13 protein-coding genes, 2 tRNA genes and 3 pseudogenes are annotated in these 15,664 nt (G+C 69.1%); 6 read left to right on the top strand and 12 right to left on the bottom strand.

Translation table 11 applies throughout. From position 1 onward, the window contains the following. Positions 1–74 precede the first annotated feature (74 nt). Positions 75–952 (bottom strand): annotated as a pseudogene (locus A0130_13070) (transcriptional regulator). A 134-nt stretch (positions 953–1,086) separates the two neighbouring features. Between A0130_13070 and A0130_13065 the strand changes: the two are divergent. Further along, positions 1,087–2,037, top strand: coding sequence for an aldo/keto reductase (locus A0130_13065; GenBank protein ANF33437.1), 951 nt, complete (start codon positions 1,087–1,089; stop codon positions 2,035–2,037). Between the two features lie 615 nt (positions 2,038–2,652). Here the strand turns inward: A0130_13065 and A0130_13060 are convergent. Genes A0130_13060 through A0130_13040 form a run of 5 tightly spaced genes read right to left on the bottom strand, consistent with a single transcriptional unit; the run spans position 2,653 to position 8,158 of the window. Next, the gene (locus tag A0130_13060; protein ANF32479.1) at positions 2,653–3,024 is read right to left on the bottom strand and encodes a bleomycin resistance protein; all 372 of its coding nucleotides are present in this window, start codon (positions 3,022–3,024) and stop codon (positions 2,653–2,655) included. A 46-nt stretch (positions 3,025–3,070) separates the two neighbouring features. Beyond that, positions 3,071–3,913: a hypothetical protein gene (locus A0130_13055; protein ANF32478.1), complete on the bottom strand. Its 843-nt coding sequence runs from the start codon at positions 3,911–3,913 to the stop codon at positions 3,071–3,073. Continuing rightward, positions 3,910–4,227 (bottom strand): transcriptional regulator, encoded by a 318-nt coding sequence (locus tag A0130_13050; GenBank protein ANF32477.1) that lies wholly within the window; start codon positions 4,225–4,227, stop codon positions 3,910–3,912. Before A0130_13050 ends, A0130_13055 begins: the two co-directional genes overlap by 4 nt. Next, positions 4,227–6,641 carry a hypothetical protein gene (locus A0130_13045; GenBank protein ID ANF32476.1) on the bottom strand — a complete coding sequence of 805 codons (2,415 nt, stop codon included), beginning with the start codon at positions 6,639–6,641 and terminating at the stop codon, positions 4,227–4,229. The genes A0130_13050 and A0130_13045 overlap by 1 nt, the downstream gene beginning before the upstream one ends. Further along, entirely contained in the window at positions 6,638–8,158 is a 1,521-nt protein-coding gene (locus tag A0130_13040) for a hypothetical protein (GenBank protein ID ANF32475.1), read from the bottom strand. Before A0130_13040 ends, A0130_13045 begins: the two co-directional genes overlap by 4 nt. 85 nt (positions 8,159–8,243) lie before the next feature. Here A0130_13040 and A0130_13035 point away from each other — a divergent pair, with 85 nt between their 5' ends. Continuing rightward, positions 8,244–8,564 (top strand): AsnC family transcriptional regulator, encoded by a 321-nt coding sequence (locus A0130_13035; protein ANF32474.1) that lies wholly within the window; start codon positions 8,244–8,246, stop codon positions 8,562–8,564. Between the two features lie 710 nt (positions 8,565–9,274). On the opposite strand, the gene A0130_13030 is transcribed toward A0130_13035, so the two are convergent. Further along, the gene (locus A0130_13030; protein ID ANF32473.1) at positions 9,275–9,703 is read right to left on the bottom strand and encodes a hypothetical protein; all 429 of its coding nucleotides are present in this window, start codon (positions 9,701–9,703) and stop codon (positions 9,275–9,277) included. Between the two features lie 454 nt (positions 9,704–10,157). Between A0130_13030 and A0130_13025 the strand changes: the two genes are divergently transcribed. Both A0130_13025 and A0130_13020 read left to right on the top strand, forming a co-directional pair. After that, entirely contained in the window at positions 10,158–10,574 is a 417-nt protein-coding gene (locus tag A0130_13025) for a hypothetical protein (protein ANF32472.1), read from the top strand. Between the two features lie 2 nt (positions 10,575–10,576). Continuing rightward, a complete protein-coding gene (locus A0130_13020) occupies positions 10,577–11,296 on the top strand; it encodes a hypothetical protein (protein ANF32471.1) in 720 nt (239 codons plus the stop codon). 21 nt (positions 11,297–11,317) lie between these two features. On the opposite strand, the pseudogene A0130_13015 reads toward A0130_13020, so the two are convergent. Next, a pseudogene (locus tag A0130_13015) lies at positions 11,318–11,635 on the bottom strand (AAA family ATPase). Positions 11,636–11,860: 225 nt separating this feature from the next. After that, positions 11,861–12,532: an AcrR family transcriptional regulator gene (locus tag A0130_13010; GenBank protein ID ANF32470.1), complete on the bottom strand. Its 672-nt coding sequence runs from the start codon at positions 12,530–12,532 to the stop codon at positions 11,861–11,863. A gap of 168 nt (positions 12,533–12,700) precedes the next feature. Between A0130_13010 and A0130_13005 the strand changes: the two genes are divergently transcribed. Next, complete coding sequence (locus tag A0130_13005; GenBank protein ANF32469.1) at positions 12,701–13,669, top strand: NADPH:quinone reductase; 969 nt, start codon at positions 12,701–12,703, stop codon at positions 13,667–13,669. 33 nt (positions 13,670–13,702) lie between these two features. After that, positions 13,703–14,119 (top strand): annotated as a pseudogene (locus tag A0130_13000) (hypothetical protein). Positions 14,120–14,325: 206 nt separating this feature from the next. Here the strand turns inward: A0130_13000 and A0130_12995 are convergent. From A0130_12995 to A0130_12985, 3 genes are all read right to left on the bottom strand, one after another. Continuing rightward, a tRNA-Met gene (locus tag A0130_12995) sits at positions 14,326–14,402 on the bottom strand. A 47-nt stretch (positions 14,403–14,449) separates the two neighbouring features. After that, positions 14,450–14,524: transfer RNA gene (locus A0130_12990), tRNA-Thr, on the bottom strand. Between the two features lie 85 nt (positions 14,525–14,609). Further along, a complete protein-coding gene (locus tag A0130_12985) occupies positions 14,610–15,566 on the bottom strand; it encodes an alcohol dehydrogenase (protein ID ANF32468.1) in 957 nt (318 codons plus the stop codon). Positions 15,567–15,664 lie beyond the last annotated feature (98 nt).

Raw genomic sequence — 15,664 nt, 5'->3', positions numbered from 1 at the left:
CCGATCTCGTCGCTTGCGATGCTGATCTGGGCGTCCCCGGGGGTTCCCGCTCCGGGGCGACCCGGGCCTAGCTCAGAGGCGGCGATGATGGCGAGGAGTTTGAGGCGGTCGTCCGACAGCGTGCCCGGCTCCGCGGTGTAGAGGACCAGCTGACGCACCCCGCCCTCCGGAAGGTGCAGGTCGAGCGACTGGAACGCCAGTTCGAGATTCCCGACATGGGGGTGGTCGAGGTGTTTGAGGCCGTCGTGGCGCATCAACACGTCGTGGGCCTTCCAGTGGCTTCGAAACGCCTCGCTGCCAGCTGAGAGTTCCCGGACGAGGTCGCGGAGCGGCCGATCGCCCGGGTCTCGTGCGATTTCGGCCCGGAGTAGCGCCACAGTGGAGGAGCCGGCTGCCTCCCAGTCGACGAAGAAGCGGCGAGCGCCGGGGTCGAGGAACGCATAACGGGCGATGTTGGGCCGACCGGCCCGGTCCACCGTCTCGCTCCGAAACATGGGCGCGAACAAAGCCCGAGCGACTGCATTGCTCGCCACGATGTCCGTGCGGCCGGTGCGGATGAATGCCGAGGAGAGGGTGATGGAGTCGAGCGCCCACTGCATCGCGGCCGGCACCGCGATGTCCCGCCGATCGGCTCGCGGGCGACCCTGCCCCCGCGCGGCGCTCGCGAGGTCGAACAGGTAGCGGCGCTCGTCGTCGTTCAGTCGTAGCGCACCGGAGACAGCAGCGAGCACCTCGCTGGACACACCGCCGATGTGTCCCTTCTCGAGCCGGGTGTACCACTCGGTGCTCACCCCGCGAGAACCGCGACCTCCTCGCGACGCAGCCCGGGCACCCTCCGGCGGGTACTCGCCGGAAGACCGACCTGCTCGGGTGTGATCCGCGCGCGGCGGCTCACAAGGAAATCGCGGATCTCGCCGCGGCGCACGGGTTCCGGCTGCACGCGACCCAGGATACCCAGACTCCGCGACCCGAGAGGGGTCGTAGATCTACCCCCATAGACGCGACCTCCAAGCCCGCCGCCGAACGCGTTGTACTGGTGTCGGGCACCACACCGGGGCTCGGGAAGAAACAATGGAGGAACGACAGATGACGAACGAGCTGCACACGCCCACGATCGCACTGGGCACCTGGGCCTGGGGAGACAGCGGCGATGTCGGTGACGGGTACTTCGGGAGCGGGCTGACCGGGCCGGCGCTTCAAGGCATCGTCGATAGAGCGCACGCCAGCGGATTCACGCTCTGGGACACCGCTGTGGCGTACGGCATGGGGCGAGCCGAGTCCACCCTCGGTGAGGCGCTCGCGGGCCATGATCGCAGCGGGTACCGGTTGTCCACGAAGTTCACGCCCCAGCTTGCCGGTGAGGGGGAGAATCCCGTCGCCGACATGCTGGAGCAGAGCCTTCGGCGGCTGCGCTCGGACTACGTCGACTTGCTCTGGATCCACAACCCGGCGGACGTCGCACGCTGGACACCCCTGCTGATCCCCCTGCTCGAGAAGGGCGCGGTGCGGCACGTGGGCGTCTCGAACCACGACCTGGAACAGATCGAACTCGCCGACTCGATCCTCCGGGGAGCCGGCTTCCGCGTTGAGGCCGTGCAGAACCACTTCAGCCTGCTCTACCGGAACTCGGAGCGCTCAGGAATCCTCGACTACTGCCGAGAGCGTGGAATGGACTTCTTCTCCTACATGGTTCTCGAGCAAGGCGCCCTCACCGGAAGGTACAGCCCCTCGTCGCCCATGCCCGCGGGGACCAACCGCGCAGCGGCATACAACAGCGTGCTCCCCCGCTTGGAGGCGTTGACCGAACGGCTTGACGCAATCGGGAGCGCTCGTGGCGCCTCCGCGGCCGACGTCGCCACCTCGTGGGCGATCGCTAAAGGCACCACGCCCATCATCGGGATCACCAAAGCCGACTACATCGACGGTCTCGTGAGAGCGCGCGCCCTCACACTGAACGCCGACGAGATCGCCGACCTCGAGGCGCTTGCGGACGCAACCGGGGTGGACACCCGCGGTTGGTGGGAGCAGCACGCATAGAGGTCAAAATCCGGCTCGCCGACACCTCTTGCCCTCTTCATCGAAGGCGGCTGTCCCCACGCCGGAGGCGGCCGTCGAAGGCCGCACCAGTCACAAAAACACTACAACGAATTTGTGCGGTGATGCCCGCGTCGGGACCCCCCCCGCAGCTATTCAGTGTTTCACGGTCGACGACTCGTTGTCCGTCGACGGCGTCGAGTGGAGGTTGACCAGGTTGGCGTCGGGGTCCTGAACGAAGGCGGAGCGATTCCCCCAGAGCATCGTTCGGGGCCCCATCACCAGTTCACCCTCGCCGAGCGGGAGACTATGAATGAGTCCGTCGACATCGTCGACAAGAAATTCCACGATGACGCTACGCGCCTTCGGTAAGCCTCGTCGAGGCCGCGTCGCTGAGAACGCGCCGCGCCGGTGTGCCGTCCTCCATCCCCGCTTGGGCAGCTGATCGCCGGCGCAGTCGGGCTTCGCACGGCCGCCTCGACAGCCTCCGTCGACGACGTGGTCGTCCGCGGCTGATGCGCCGCAGGATGATGCGTCGTGGAAGCGGGAGGACGCCGCTTCCGGGTAGCCAGATACCGTCGATCGTGGAGGACCGCGACCAGTTCGACGGCGGGGGACCTAGGGTGTGACCGCGTTCTCGATGAGGTGCAGCTGCGTCCCATCGGGGTCGATGAGGAATCCCGCCCGCTGACCCCAGGGCTGCCGCCGCACGGGATGCAGCCGCGGCCTGCCGGCGGCCTGCTCGGGCACCCCCGCGGCCGCGATCCGCCGGTACAGGTCGTCCAGGTCGTCGACGCGGACACTGCACATGAAGGAGCTCTCCTCCGGCACCAGACCGGGCAGCGGGAAGAACTCGAGCTGCAGCTCCCCGCGACGCAGGATCAGCCAGCGGTCTTCCCGGTAGGCAGTCTCGAATCCGAACCCGCCGTAGAACGCGACCGTGCCGTCGAAGTCGCGGGACGGCAGATTCGGCACCGTGCGATCGGTCATATCCGAAGCCTAACCACCCCGCCCTGGTTCCCGGGAACCCCCGGCATCACGGGTTGCAGGCGTCGCACCACTGCGCGCTGATCGTCGCGTGCGGCCGCGGCGACGGTCGTGTCGCGTCGCACATCCCGCAGCCGAACACGTCGGCGGTTATTCCGGCGGTCGGCTCCCCGCAGACCTCGCAGGGCAGGCCGCGTTCCACTCCGACGACGCCCCATCCGGGCGTCCGGCACGCGGGACACGACTGGGTGAGCCGGTAGGCCATGCGCTCGGCGAGGCCCGTGAGCACGAGTCGGCGCTCGGGGTTCCCGTGGGCGCGGTAGTCCGGCCCGATGTGGACGGGGCCGCCGCGCGCCAGGAGCTCCGTCACGGCGGCGCGGAGCGCGTCCGGGTCGGCGAGCCCTTTGCGGGCCACCACGCCTGTCCCGTCCTCGACGAGCGCGACGGCGTACGTGGCGGGGAACCCGAACCGGCCGGCGGCGGCCAGCGCGTCCTCCGCTCCGGCGACCGTTGTGGTGCCGTGCCCCCGGACGGTCACGACCGCGTTCTCGGTGAGGGTCATCTCGCGTTCCCGGTCGTGGAACAGCAGCAGCTCGTGGTGGCGTGCGAGCACACACCACGTGCTGGTGTAGGTCGCCTCGGAGGCGAGCGCGTACGGGCGACCGGTCAGCGCGGCCCCGAGCAGGGCTTTGCCGAGGGCCGCGCCGAGCGGCGTCCGAGTGCGTTCGACGTCGCCGGTGAAGGTGCCGAACTGGTCGGTGTCGATATCGTCCGGGGCGACGACCCGGGCCGCCAGCCGGTCGCGGAAGGCGTCCGCGGCCTGCCGTTCCTTGCCGTGCCGGGTGGCGAACACGACGGTGGCGCCCCGATACGGGTTAGCGGCGTCGATCACTGGAAGTACTCCGGGCGGGAGACGCGGGTGTCGGTGATGAACATGACGCCGCTTCCGCCGTCCAGGAGGGTGCGCAGCGCGTCGATGAGGGTTGCGGCGCGCTCCGGCGGCAGGACGGTGATGGTCATGCCGAGCGCGTCGTGATCGTTGAACAGGTGCGGGCCGTTGTGGGCGCCCGAGTGGCCGACCCCCGAGACCCCCGCGACGCTGGTGTAGCCGGTGGCTCCGGCGGAGCGGACGAGTTCGCGCACGGCCGCGCTCGTGTCGGCGGGCGCGATCACTTCGATCCGGGTCATCTCGGCGAGCTGCGTCATCAGAAGGTCCTTTCGTCGGTGGTGAAGCCGTAGCGGCCGTAGCGCCGCCAGGGATGGTGGGCGTCCGCGCGCGCGTGGAGGCTGATCCACTCGCCGTCGAGGAGCGCGCGCAGGGCATCGGTCGCGGAGATGATCCGTCCTATCCGGTCGAGCGGCGCCTGGATGAGGACGCTGAGCCGCAGCGGGGCGTGCAGCAGGCGCTCCCCCGCCGCGACGGACTGCCACGGCAGGCCCGTGCGCAGGTCGCCGGTGTGCCCGGCGAGCACGCCGAGGTCGCCGACCGGGTTGTGCACCGTCTTGCTGCCGGCTCCGTAGCGTTCGGGGCGGATCGTGGAGAAGTAGTACTGTGCGTTGATCCACTGCGCGACGATCAGCGGCGCGGTCATGATGTTCTCCAGCGCCGAGCCATCCGGGTCGGCCGCCGGGTCGTAGTCGTGCAGGAAGACGCGGCGCCCGAGGTCGATGCCCCGGCTGACCGACCGCGGGGCGACGAGCAGGGCCGCGTTGTTCGCGAGCCCGAGCTCGGGATACATCTCCGACCAGTCGGTCGCCCGCCGGCGGACCCGTGCGAGCGGGGTGTCCCCGCCCGCACCGGGGAGGTCGATGCTGCGCTCCCTGGTCAGCTCGTCCGCGGCCTCCGCAGCCGCGGCCTCCAGCCGGGCCACGGCCTCGCGGTGCGACTCCGGGACGAGCTGCCGGTCCAGGACGGTGAGGGTGTCGGTCGTCGTCTCGTGCTCGGCGGCGGCGAACCAGGTGGTCGGCGGGATGCTCAGGTCGCGGTCGGCGAGCCGCCGCCGGACGTCCGGGTTGTTGAAGATCGCCGCAGCCGCGCGGGCGTTCGCTCCGCCCGGGTTCCCGCCGCAGGCCCCGCAGTCGAGCGCCGCCCGGTAGAGGTTGTTCACCGTGGCGGAGCGGTGGCCGGTCAGCACCACCAGCGGGGCGAACCGGGTGAGGCCCATCATGCGCAGGATCGCCTCGGCGGCGACGGCCTGCTCGTCCAGGCTCATCCGCTCGCAGACGTCCACGACCGTCTCGACCGTCTCCTCCCGGTCGCCGCTGCGGCCGGGGACGACGGCCCGGCCGAGCGAGGCGAGCAGACCGCCCCACCCGGACAGCTCCGCCCAGCTGAACGCGGAGGCGGGCGTTCCGGCGACCTGCTTGACCGTCCTGCGGGCGGCGCCGGCCAGTGCGGCGCGGGCCTCGGCGCGGTGGGCGTCGTCCGGCTCGACGGCCCGCTCCCCGGTCGCGTAGCCGGAGCTGAGCAGTGCGGGATACTGCTCCCTCGCCTCCTGGGCGAACAGCGCGGTGTGACGGAGAGGCACGCCGAAGAACCCGGCGAACCCGAATGTCTGGACGTCGGCGCGCCGTTCGAGGTGCCGCCGGATGCCCTCCGACCGTGTGTCGATGCAGAACGCGAGCTGCGCCTCCGCCGCCGGTGCGGTCCACGCGGGCTGCTCGAGGGCGTCGAAGAGCCGGTCGCGGTAGGTGATCTCCGCGGCGGTCTGCCACACCATGGCGCGGGTCGCCGCATCCAGCAGCATCAGCACCCGCACGGTGACGGCCGCAGCCTCCCCACGGTCGCCGAAGCACGACTGCGCGATGCGGTCCACCCACTCGGGGTCGATGCCAGCGGCCGCGGGGCCGGTCGTGCCGGCGCCCACCGGGTCCACGCCGAGGGCGGAGGCCAGGCTGAGGCGGCACGCGACGAAGTCGGTGAGCGTGGCGTCGCCGACGTGCGTCGCCCGCCACGCGAGGTGGCTCGCCCAGCCCGGCAGAGCGCGCAGCTGCGCCGCGAGCACGGGCTCGATGCCCCGCGGGTCGCCGGTGCGGTGGTGCAGGATGCGGGAGATCGCGTCCTCCGGGCTGTCCGGCAGCGCGGCCAGGATCCGCCGGACGCGCCCGGGCAGGGTCCGGTCGTGAGCGGTCAGCTCCCGGAAGCGGTTGTACAGCGTCCCGGAGACCGGTGGCGCCCAGATCGGGTCGGCGAAGAACCGGCCGAGCGCAGCGGCCAGGTACTGGTCCAGCGGCGTGCCGGCGTCGTCCTCGACCCCGCCCCCGCCCGCGGTCGCGCCCGACGGGGGATGCTGCAGCGCCGCCACCGCCACGTCGTGGGCGGAGACCGTGCGCCCGGCGGCCGCGAGTTCGCCCAGACCGGCCAGTTCCGGGATCAGCTGGCGGAGGGCGGCCCGCAGCGCGGACGGGGAGATCTCGCCGTCCGTGTACGACCGGAGGTAGTCGCTCTCGGGACGGGTCGGAGTCTCCCCCAGCGCGGTCGCCAGCTCGCTCATCGGGCGGCTCTCGTGCCCGGCGACCGGGTTGACCGCGATGAAGGACGTGAGCGGCCAGGTGGGGGTGACCGTGCGTGCGGCGCCCGCGACGCGGGCACGGATCTCGGGTGCGGACAGCAGGCTCATGCGATCTCCTGAACAGGGCTCGGGGTGATAGGTAAGGCGGGTCGTGCGGTGCGCCGGGGTCGCAGCCGGGGCACAGGCGCTCCGGCAAGGAGCGTCAGCCAGCCGTAGGCGCGCGCGGCGCGGCCGGCGCGCAGACGCGGCAGCAGCGACATCCCGCCCGCCAGCAGCAGCGGCACGAGCACCGCCCAGCCGGGCACCGGGCGGAGGGCGGCGGGGATGTCGGAGGACACGAGAACGTCGAAGGCGTGCACGATCGCGACGTAGACCGCAGTCACGGCGACGGCGGCCGGCACGGCCAGGATGCGCGCCCAGCCCGGCCATCCGCCGTGCGTGAGCACACCGGAGAGCAGCACCGCCACGGTGGTCCACCCGTAGGCCGCCAGCAGCAGGCCGGAGGTCGTGACGGGCGCCGCGAGCAGGAGCACGGCGGCGGCGATGCCGAGACCGGGGACGACCACCGCGACGGCCCCGGCGGTCGCGCGCCGGCGGGCGGAGGCGGGGGCGGCGGCGGGGGCGGACCGGGCCCGGCGCTTCTCGTCGATGTGGTCGCCCGCGCGGAGGAACAGGGTCGCCTTGTAGATGCCGTGGCCCATCAGGTGGAACACCGCCGCGCCCCACGCCCCGACGCTGAGTGTCACGAGCATGAACCCCATCTGCGCGGTCGTCGACGCGACGAGGCGGCCCTTGAGGTCGGGGCGCACCAGGTAGCCGGCAGCGCCGGAGAGCATGCTGGCGGCGCCGCAGACCGCGAGCAGGATCACGGCGGCCGGGTGCGCCGTGATGGTGTCGGAGAAGCGGATGACGAGGAAGGCGGCGGCGTTGACCAGACCCGCGTGCATGATCGCCGAGACCGGCGTCGGAGCGGCGAGCGTCACCGGCAGCCACGTGTGGAAGGGCACCTGAGCGGCCCGGGAGGCCCCGGCCACGACCAGGAGCAGCGCGACGGAGACCGCCGCCCAGCCGGGCAGCGCCCCGGTCGCCGCGCCGAGCCGGCTCCAGGTGACGTCGCCGCCCGCCGCCGCCGCCAGCGCCGCGGACGCGAGCCAGAGCGCGATGTCGCCCGTGGCGAGCTGCGCGGCGGTGCGCGCGATCCCCTGCCGGGCCTGCCGCGAGGCCGGGTAGGTGGCGAGCAGGAGGAGCAGGGCCGCACCTGCGACCGTCCAGGCCGCGGCGAACCATAGCACCGAGGGCGAGAGCACCACCCCGATCGACGCCGCCGTGAGCACGTTCACCCAGACCACGAACCAGCGCTGGCGGGTGTCCGCGCGCAGGTGCGCGACGGAGAAGCTCTGGATCCACACGCTCAGGCCGGCCACGAACACCGCGGCGATCGCGGCGAACCACCCGACCCGGACGGCGCCCGTGCCCTGCAGCACGAGGAGCACCCCGGCCGCGAGGACGCCGAGGGCCCCGATCCCGACGGCCGTACGAGCCGCCCGGCCGCCGGCGATCTTCGGGATCGCAGCGATCCCGGCTCCGATCAGCCAGACCGCAACCGTCATGCCCACGAGAATCATCAGCGCCCTCCAATACCGGAATTATAAGATGCGTTAACCATAACCGGAAACAGAAATCGTGTAAACCATCTCTTGAAACGGTCACTTGGCGTCTTACGCTGGGAGGGTGACGCACTGGACCTTTCTCACCAACCACGCGCACGTGCTCCTGTGCGTGGCGGAGGTCCCCGACGTCCGCGTGCGGGAGATCGCGGAGACCGTCGGCGTGACCGAACGCGCGGCGCAGCGCATCCTCACCGAGCTGGAAGAAGCCGGCTACATTTCCAAGACGCGCGACGGCCGCCGCAATCGCTACTCGGTCAACCCCGGAGTGCGCATGCGCCACCCGATGGACCAGGAACACCACATCGGCGAACTCGTCGACCTGCTCGCCAAGCCATCCACCTCTCCCACCCCACAGGACTAGGGTTCCGCGGCTGATCGGGCGGTTTGTCCGAACACGCCCATTCTCCCTTTGGCACACGGGCCGGAGGCCAAGGTTGCAGTTCACGTGAGTGGAGGTGGACTCCTCGTGCTCACGCGTCGAGTGCGAGTCGGGATGCTGGAACGGCGATGCACGGAAGGCAGAAGCCGTGCTCGATGGGGTACTGGGGATCGCGAACGTATGCGACGCTACCGGAGATGATGCGGGTGCGGCAGGTCCGCAAGCTCCTGGTTGGCAACAGGACGGGACCTCTGCTCCCGCTGCTTCTGCGCAGTCCGCTAATGTTTCGCCAGGGTCGGACCAGAAAACGGTTTGACTGCCGACAGTGAAGGTTACTTCGCGGCTGTTGTTGGGCAAGACGGCGCATTGCGTGCAGGGGCGTGATCTGCTGAACGAGACTGTTGGGCCCACACAAGTAGACATGCTGACTAGGGGGTGCCTCCTTGGCGGAGGTCCCCACGGTGTCGACCAAGGTACTCGCTGAACGGGCCGACTAGGCGGAAACCTGTTTCCGGAAACAGGCCGCGCCGATCAAGCCGAACTACGCACCGAAGGATCCAAGGCGATCAGGCGGAACGCCATCTTTGGTTTCCACCAGCCCGTCTGACAAGCGGTCGGATGCGGTCGAGGTCACCGCCGCTAAAGAGTGCTTCGTCGAAGAGATGATTGCTCTGCTGACGCGAAACTCAACGTTATGCGGAGTCGTGTTCAGATTGCTCGCGACGCAGGGGCTGCAGTCGGGTGAGTTGGGTGACGTGTGCGGGGGTGAGCTCGGCGAGCGAGTTGACTTGGAGGAGTTTCATGGTGCGGATGAGTTGGTCGGTGAGGATGTGGATGGTGCGGTCCACGCCTTCCCGCCCGCCGGCCATGAGCCCGTAGAGGTACGCGCGGCCGATCAACGTGAACTTCGCGCCCAACGCGTAGGCGGCGACGATGTCGGCGCCGTTCATGATGCCGGTGTCGATCGCGATCTCGGTGTGGTGGCCGACTTCGCGGGCGACCTCGGGGAGCAGGTGGAAGGGGATCGGGGCGCGGTCGAGCTGCCGGCCGCCGTGGTTGGAGAGCACGATCCCGTCCACGCCCAGGTCGGTCAGCGTCTTGGCGTCCTCGACGTTTTGCACGCGACCATGGTCGCCGGGTTTAGGCAATGGCAGGCCAAGGGCCGCCAGGTACGCAAAGGCGAGACATCGATCAAAATCTTCGGTTACAGCACCAAGACCGCCAAGCGGACGGACGAGGACAACTTGATCGACGAGGAGGAGCGCACCGTGCACTATTGTCCGAACTGCCCAGAACCCTGAGGTCTGGCTTTGTCAAGCTCATTTGGCCCATTGTCGTCGCCTCCATTTGGCCCAGGTCAGGCTCGCGAGCGTTGGGGTCGATGCGGAGCCGACGTGCGCCAGCGCGACCAGTTCGGCCGTTTGTAAGTGGGTGTGTAGGTGAAGCGGGAGCGAGTGAGAGAAGCGAATCTGTCGGTCCTTGTGAACGGTAAAACGCGGGGTCAGGGTCGCGCTCGTTGGGGGGTCAACATCGCGATCGCGTTGGGGACGCTCCCTGCCTCAAGAAGCGAATCAGATGCTAACGAAGAAGTTGCTGGGCCGCGTCGGGGGACGGTTGGCGCAGGTCATGGCAGCCGTCGGATTGGTCACGGGCCTGTTTGTGGTGGGCGCTCCAGCCGCGTCCGCTGCGTGTTTGTCGGTGCAGAGCCAGGCTGAGCAGACTGCGCAGGTCCAGAGCCGGCCCGCGCATGCGGTCGTCACTCCGTCCTCGGCGACGGCGAACTCGACGACGAACTCGGTCCAGCCTCGGATGATCCAGTGGGATCCATATGACTGGGCGGCGATCACCACCTATCAAAAGTGCCTGAACCGGATGAACTATCTCAAGGGGATCCGTCCTGACATCACCCACTCAGACTGCCAGCAGTTCAACCAGGGCGGCTGCGGATCGTCGTCCGCCTCTTGGATGGTCATGGTAGGGACGAATTACTAGTCGTGACTCTCACTCTGACGCCTGTTCGCGCGGGCGATGATGTTACCGCGGTCGGGCGTTTGATCGTGTGCCAGGAGCAGCCCGGTCTGCTCCTGGCATACGATCGTGTCCCGCTCGAACAGGTGGGTTCGCTTGACTGGGCTGCTGCCGTCTCTTTGACCAGCCTGCCGGATGGTGTAGCGCTCGGAGATCTGATCCGCATTACTGGGCAATGGGATGGTCGCCGGCTTAGTGCTGCCGAGGTCATCTCCGAAGAGGAGATCTCAATACGACCGACCGCGGTTGGGTCGGCCTCGTTACCGGACGCGCCGAAGCCGTTTTCGGGCGCCGGAGCTCAGATACTTCGTGAACTCGACGTGGCCGGCATCCTCTCCGGTCGGCGGATTGAGTATCACCCTATGCGCGACACCGTTCTGGTCAGCGTGAGCGACCCGCAGCTCGCCCACGAAATCGTGGACCGCCATGCGGCCCCCGATCAGTTCACTATTCGACGCAGCAGGTGGACAAGCGAGCATCTTCGCAAAGCCAGAGGGCTGGCGCTGTCCGTTCCCGAAGGGGAACTCTTCTCCGCGGGCGAGAGTTACGACGAGGACGCTGAAGCACACATCACCCTCAGCGTGAAACTGATTCGTGCGAGCCTGGTCGCTGCGATGGTGGAGCTCCCCTCCGGGCTGGTCTCCATCACCAGCTTCCTGCAGCCCTCGACGCCAGAACGAGGCTGACGCGCTCTTGGCCCGATCAGTTCAGCTTCTGTTGGTTCGTGTGTGGGCGAGCCGGTAGGACTCGGTTCCGGTCTCGATGATGTGGCCGTTGAAGGTGAGCCGGTCGACGATCGCGGCGCAGAGCCGCGGGTCGGTGAAGGTTTTGGTCCAGCCGGAGAACGATTCGTTGGAGGCGATCGCGACGGAGGCCTTCTCGTCCCGTTCGGTGAGGACTTGGAAGAGGAGTTCGGCGCCGCGGCGGTCGAGTTCCATGTAGCCAAGTTCGTCGATGCAGAGCAGGTCGACGCGGCCGTAGCGGGCGATCGTGCGGGCGAGTTGTTTCTCGTCGGCGGCCTCGACGGCCGATCAGACCGCGACCGGGTCGCGGTGGCGATGACGTTGTCGCGGTAGTGGCCGGTGGTGTCGTCGAACACCCCGCCGATTTCCTCTTCGCTTCACACCTGGGTGACGTGTCAGGGTCATCGGCGCCGCCACGGCCACGACGGCCGCTAGCGTCTGATCGACCCCTCACCGCCGACCTTCCGTGTTGATGCGGAGGGCCTCCCGGAGAGGGGTCGATACCAGTCAGTCCGCCGTGCGCAGGCTCTCCAGTGCGTCGAGGACGAGCTCGAGGCCGAACGAGAACTCCTCGAACGGGTCGTAGCCGATTCCCATGAGGTGAGCGCCGGACTCGTTCAGGTACGGGAACTCGGCGGGCGGAAGCTGCGGGAGGTACACATCCGCCGTCATGTCCGCCAACTCGTCGGCCGTGGCGAAGGGCAGGGTCGCCTCCTGCAGGGCATACCCGTAGACGTGGCTGTTGATCAGCCAGTTGGCATGCGTCGCCATGACAACCGAGAAACCTCCCCGGCGCAGGCACGCGGTCACGGCCTCACGGTGCCGCAGATTCGCCGGTCCCGGGGTGGTCCGCGACTCCATCAGGCTGATGGCCCACGGGTGGCGCGCCAGGACCCGGCGCGCCGACTCAGCCTCCACCCGCATCGCGGTGCGCCAGTCGGCGTCGAGCGGCGGCAGCTCGATCTCCTCGAAGACGACGTCGATCATCGCGTCCACCAGCTCGTCCCTGTTCGCGACGTAGTGGTACAGCGACATGGCGCCAGCGCCGAGCGCGCCGGCCAGCCCGCGCATGCTCAGTCCGTCGACGCCGTCGCGGTCGGCGATGCGGATCGCCTCGGCCACCACCCGTTCCTTGCTCAGGCTGGGAGCCTCAGCGGCAGGCTGACGTCGTCGTGCCATCGAACTCCCTCTCTTTTTCGATCCAGGACTTGACAATCGTACAGCGTACGTTTCATAGTACGGTGTACGACGTACGGTGTACGAATTGGAAGCAAGCGAGAGGACGGCATGGTGGAGCTCGAAACACAGCGCGGGGCGGATGCGGGGGCGATGCCTTCCGCGGGACGGATGCGCGCTCTGATCCAGGACCGCTACGGACCGCCGAGCGTCCTCGAACCGACGGTGGTCGACATCCCGGTGCCCGGCCGAGGCGAAGTGCTCATGAAGGTGCAGGCGGCGTCCGTGCATCCCGGCGACGTCTTCATCATGTCCGGCCGGCCGCGGATCGTCCGGCTGGCGTTCGGGCTGCGGAAGCCGCGGCGCCCCACTCCCGGCATGGACGCGGCCGGCGTCATAGCGGCCGTCGGCCAGGACGTGACCTCGCTGCGCATCGGCGATCGGGTGTTCGGCAGGACCACCACAGGGTCCGTCGCCGAGTACGCCCGAGCACGTGAGACGGACCTCGCGCCCCTCCCGGATCGCCTCTCGGCGGCCCAGGCGGCTGCGGTCCCCACATCAGCGATGACTGCCCTGCAGGCGTTGCGCGACATCGCGAAGCTGCAGCGCGGCCAGACCGTGCTGGTCACCGGCGCGTCCGGCGGCGTCGGCTCCTTCGCGGTGCAGCTCGCCGCCGCGATGGGAGCGGACGTCACCGGCGTGTGCAGCGGCCGGAACGTCGAGCTAGTCCGCTCCCTCGGAGCTCACCGGGTCGTCGACTACGGGACGACCGACCTGGCCGGCGTCGGCACGCAGTTCGACGTCATCCTGGACAACGTGGAGGCGCAGCCGCTCGCGGCGATGCGTCGGATCCTCGCCCCGAACGGGACCCTGATCCCGAACAGCGGCAACGGCGGCCCCTGGATCGGACCGCTGGGCCGCATCCTCGCAGCGCGCGTCCGGTCCGCCTTCACCCGGCAGCGGTTGACGCCCTTCACCTCGCGCGGTAACCGGGACGACCTGCTCGCCCTCGCGGCGATGCTCGCAAGCGGCCAGGTCACCCCGGTGATCGACCGCGCATTCACGCTCGCGGATGCCGCGGACGCCCTCCGCCAGGTGGCCACCGGCCACACGCGCGGCAAGATCGTCGTCGCTCTCTGAGACGACGCCCCACCGAAACGAGGAGAAACCACCGTGTCACTCACCCATCAGCCCCAGCCTGCGCTCGCCCGCCCGATCGTCCCGATTCACGGCAAGATCGCCGCCGCGTGGACGAGCTTCATGTTCCTGTACCTCTACGTGGACGTCCTCAACTTCTACAAGCCGGGTGTCGTCGCCGGCATCCTCGACGGCTTCGTCTGGAAGTTCGAAGTCAGCCCGCCGCTTCTGACAGGGATACTGGCCTCCGTCACGATCCCCGCTGTGATGGTCGTGCTCTCGGTGATGCTTCCCGCCCGCGCGAACCGCATCGTGAACACCGTCGTCGCGGCGCTCTACGCACCGTTCTCCGTCTTCAACGTCGCCGGAGCCACCGCCGAATGGCTGCCCTTCTACGCCCTCTCCATCGGCGTCGAGCTCGCGCTCCTCGCCCTCATCGTGCGATGGTCATGGGTTGCAGCCCCCGGGGCGACAACCGCGTGCGGACCGGAACCTCGACGAGGACGCTCCCCGCCGGAGGGAGAGACCGGCGCTGATTCGAGCCGCGCCCGATCGGAGCGATCCCTGGTGACGCGACATTTCGTGCCAGGCGCTCCGAAACCGGGAGAACGACGAAACGGCGATCCGATGAGGACCGCCGTTTCCAGTGTTTTCAACTGTTGTAGCGAGGGCGGGACTCGAACCCGCGACACCACGATTATGAGCCGTGTGCTCTAACCACCTGAGCTACCCCGCCGTGGCATCCCTCCGTCGTGCGGTGCGGTGCGCCGCGCGGCGGGGAGACGGAGCCCCCTGTGGGAATCGGACCCACTACCTCTTCCTTACCAAGGAAGTGCTCTACCAATGAGCTAAGGGGGCGCAGCCGAAGCCGGCCGGAGAGGCCGTCGCTTTTCGGCAACCGTACGAGGATACCATCTGCGACGGCCTGCTCCGAACCACCGGGTCAGGCTGCCTTGGCCTGCTCCGAGGCGCCGTCGAGGGCGGCGAGCTCGTCGGAGGTCAGCTCCAGCGAGACGGAGGCCAGCAGGTCGGGCAGCTGGTCCGTGGTGCGGGCGCTGGCGATCGGCGCGGTGATGGTCGGCTGCGCGGCGAGCCAGGCGAGAGCGACGGATGCGACGGACGCGTCGTGGGCGGCCGCGACCTCGTCGAGGGCGGCGAGCACGGAGCGGCCGGTCTCGTCGAGGTACTTCGCGGCTCCCCCAGCGCGGGCGCTGTCGACGGTCACGCCGTCGCGGTACTTGCCGGTCAGGAAACCCGCCGCGAGCGCGAAGTACGGCATGACGCCGAGGCCCTCGCGCTCGGCGATCGGACGGTATGTGGTCTCGTAGGCGCGCTCCACCAGGTTGTAGTGCGGCTGCAGCGCGACGGCGCGGTGCAGGCCCTCGCGCTCGGTGATGCGGAACCACTCCTCGATGCGCTCGGGCGAGTAGTTCGAGATGCCGATGTAGCGGACCTTGCCCGCGTCGACGAGGCCGGACAGCGCGGCGACCGTCTCTTCCAGCGGAACCGACTCGTCGTCGAAGTGCGCGTAGTACAGGTCGATGTACTCGGACTGCAGGCGCTCGAGCGAGGCGTCGGCGGCGCGGCGAATGTTGTCGGCCGCGAGGCCCTTGAAGTCGGGATGCTGGCTCACCTTGGTGGCGAGGACCACCTGGTCGCGGTTGCCGCGCGCGTCGAACCACTCGCCGAGGATGCGCTCCGAGTCGCCGCCGGTGTTGCCCGGGACCCACGCCGAGTAGCCATCCGCCGTGTCGACGAAATTGCCGCCTGCGCCGGTGTAGCCGTCGAGGACGTCGAACGAGGTCTGCTTGTCGGCCGTCCAGCCGAAGACATTGCCTCCGAGCGACAGGGGGAAGACCTCCAGGTCGGAGGAACCGATGGTGCGGCGAGGTGCGGTCATGCGTCTGTCTCCTTCATTTCCGTCTGTTCTTCCACGCTAACGCGGGCGTCCCGGCGCTATTCCTGTTGCGCCTGAAGATGTGGAAAGGTTGCAGGCTG

Source organism: Leifsonia xyli, from assembly GCA_001647635.1.
GTDB lineage: Bacteria > Actinomycetota > Actinomycetes > Actinomycetales > Microbacteriaceae > Leifsonia > Leifsonia xyli_A.
This window is presented reverse-complemented; position numbering and strand designations above follow the sequence as displayed.

What these genes read in the sequence shown, in the direction of transcription:
- A0130_13065 (ANF33437.1), top strand. Translation starts at nt 1,087, where the DNA reads ATGACGAACGAGCTGCACACGCCCACGATCGCACTGGGCACCTGGGCC.
- A0130_13060 (ANF32479.1), bottom strand. Translation starts at nt 3,024, where the DNA reads ATGACCGATCGCACGGTGCCGAATCTGCCGTCCCGCGACTTCGACGGC.
- A0130_13050 (ANF32477.1), bottom strand. Translation starts at nt 4,227, where the DNA reads ATGACGCAGCTCGCCGAGATGACCCGGATCGAAGTGATCGCGCCCGCC.
- A0130_13045 (ANF32476.1), bottom strand. Translation starts at nt 6,641, where the DNA reads ATGAGCCTGCTGTCCGCACCCGAGATCCGTGCCCGCGTCGCGGGCGCC.
- A0130_13040 (ANF32475.1), bottom strand. Translation starts at nt 8,158, where the DNA reads ATGATTCTCGTGGGCATGACGGTTGCGGTCTGGCTGATCGGAGCCGGG.
- A0130_13025 (ANF32472.1), top strand. Translation starts at nt 10,158, where the DNA reads ATGCTAACGAAGAAGTTGCTGGGCCGCGTCGGGGGACGGTTGGCGCAG.
- A0130_13010 (ANF32470.1), bottom strand. Translation starts at nt 12,532, where the DNA reads ATGGCACGACGACGTCAGCCTGCCGCTGAGGCTCCCAGCCTGAGCAAG.
- A0130_13005 (ANF32469.1), top strand. Translation starts at nt 12,701, where the DNA reads ATGCGCGCTCTGATCCAGGACCGCTACGGACCGCCGAGCGTCCTCGAA.
- A0130_12985 (ANF32468.1), bottom strand. Translation starts at nt 15,566, where the DNA reads ATGACCGCACCTCGCCGCACCATCGGTTCCTCCGACCTGGAGGTCTTC.